Origin of the sequence: Microcoleus sp. B7-D4 (assembly GCF_036705125.1) — a bacterium.
Classification (GTDB): Bacteria; Cyanobacteriota; Cyanobacteriia; order Cyanobacteriales; family Microcoleaceae; genus Microcoleus.
This window is the reverse complement of record NZ_JAUBTT010000240.1, coordinates 1-1,965: the sequence shown is the minus strand read 5'-3', so window position 1 is coordinate 1,965 and position 1,965 is coordinate 1. Positions and strand designations below refer to the sequence as shown.

Below are 1,965 nucleotides of genomic sequence, written 5' to 3'. Positions count from 1 at the left end.
TGTGTTCCGTCGGGTTTTGTGATGGTTTCGCCACGCTCGGTTACTCTATAACCGGTTGTGATTCCTGGTAGACCGATCGCCGCCCATCCGCGAGAAATTAACAAAGCTGCTTTTTTCTCGCCTTCAGTGATGACGATCGGGCAACCGCTACTCTCAGCCCAATCCCAAAATCCAATCCATTCCCCGCCCAATCCAATTACAGGGAATTCTGGCATGGGTAAGCGAGCTTTTTCGGCTATCATCCTCCCAACTCGAACCGTAACAGCGGGGAAGAATATTTCTAAAGGCTTGCCTTTTGGCTGGTGGTACCGACGCTCTTTGCCTTTTTCATCTAACGCGATCGTCGCGCCTGTGAGTTGGCGAAAGCGGCCGTTCGCTATCCAGCCACCAGCAGCAGGGCCCGCAGGTCGGAAAATTCCTTTTGCCTTGATGTTTCCGTTTCTGGCATCCTCCGATGCTCCACAAAGATCGGAAAGGAGCCAGAATTTATTTTTGTAAAAATATCCTGCGTCGCCGATACACCGGGCAAGATTTCGAGCCGCTTCTAGGCTGATACTGCTGTTGTTGGTCTTATCGCTATCGGCAAAAATCGGCTCATATACAGCGGTTCCGATCGCAGAGGGGAAGTTTAGATCGTAGATGTCTTCGGCAACTCCCGATCGAACCACAACATCCTCATAGCAGCATTGATTTACATATTCTGCGTAATCTTTGCCAAACTTATCTAAAATTGCCGAGTCTTGACTAAAATTGCTTAAACTTGATAACTCTTGACCAGAGTTAGCTGAATTTGGTAAAATAGACACCATAGCTGGGTTCCTTGGAAGGTTGACCCGCTACACCTATATTTAAGAGAGGCCGCAAACTGTTCGCTGTCTGTTTGTAACTTGTAGACAAATTGCTAGCAACAGTAGATAGACTACGGTATATTGAAATTGTAATTATTTTTTCTTTGCTGGGCCTCTCAACAGGTGCAGCGATTTTTTTGACTTAAAGCGAGTGGAAATAATGCCTGCAAGTCTTACACTGCGATAGGTTTGGCATCTTCAAGATGTTTTTCTATGTGCTTTATATAAGTCTTGAGCGCTTGTTTGGTAAAGCTGGAACTAGAAGTTTCTAGCTGTGATGCTTTGCCTGTTACTAATAGATATTCGGCTTCAGTCAAGTAGACAGTTACCGAGTGTTTCCACCTTCGCGCCATTTTTCGTATCCTCGCTTCAGAGTTACCGACAATGATACTGTATCAATCGCAATTCTTGCCATAGATTTAGATAATTTGTCTCGATCGCGCGATATTGGCAAATTTTTGACCCAAAATCCCAGCATCCTCACTGCGCCGATCGGACAGCCTTCGCTCTTTTCCCTAAAAAATTAGTTAACAGCGTATATATCCGGGATATATACATCAGTCGATCGCCTATTGCTTTTTCTGGCGATAGGGTGTATTTTTGCAGGCTTATAAGCCAAAAAAAACACCACAGAATTGGATCGAGAAACCAATAGGCATCGGTGATTTAGCGTATTTACCACTTTACATAAAGTGGTATTTTCACCCCTAATAAAACCGTAAACGATCTATTTAATAAGTAGCCGATCGCCCGCACAGCCTCAACTCCCCACAGTCGCCGATCAACCGCGCCGCCATCTCTCCCACGGGCGATCGCTTCAATTTTGCCCGCCACCGTTGCCCCGGTTTCGGAGTTGGTTGTTGAGGTACTGCCAGATGTCGCGGATTTCTGTTTGAATGATTCGCATTTGCTCCCGCCATTCGTTGTTCTGCTGGGAAATCAGCCTCAGCGCTTCTTGATGGCTCCCAATTGCTGAAACCAGACCGTCAAAACGTTGAGCCAGTCGGTCAACGCGATCGGTGAGTTGGTCAATGCGATCAGTCAGGCGATCTATGGCTGTCGCATTGGCAAGAGTTTGAACTTCCAACCGCCCGATCGCCTCGGAGTTGGCAAAAGT

At 46.7% G+C, this 1,965-nt stretch carries 4 protein-coding genes; all 4 read right to left on the bottom strand.

The genetic code is table 11. The features are described 5' to 3' along the window. On the bottom strand, positions 1-809 hold an 809-nt coding region (locus tag QUB12_RS37140; RefSeq protein ID WP_333311093.1), incomplete at its 3' end, for a DUF3854 domain-containing protein. A gap of 212 nt (positions 810-1,021) precedes the next feature. After that, positions 1,022-1,201, bottom strand: a complete 180-nt coding sequence (locus QUB12_RS37135) for a hypothetical protein (protein ID WP_333145244.1) — start codon at positions 1,199-1,201, stop codon at positions 1,022-1,024. A gap of 322 nt (positions 1,202-1,523) precedes the next feature. Continuing rightward, positions 1,524-1,682, bottom strand: coding sequence for a hypothetical protein (locus tag QUB12_RS37130; protein ID WP_333145243.1), 159 nt, complete (start codon positions 1,680-1,682; stop codon positions 1,524-1,526). Continuing rightward, on the bottom strand, positions 1,666-1,965 hold a 300-nt coding region (locus tag QUB12_RS37125), incomplete at its 5' end, for a hypothetical protein (protein WP_333311091.1). The genes QUB12_RS37125 and QUB12_RS37130, both read right to left, overlap by 17 nt.

What these genes read in the sequence shown, in the direction of transcription:
- QUB12_RS37135 (WP_333145244.1), bottom strand. Translation starts at nt 1,201, where the DNA reads ATGGCGCGAAGGTGGAAACACTCGGTAACTGTCTACTTGACTGAAGCC.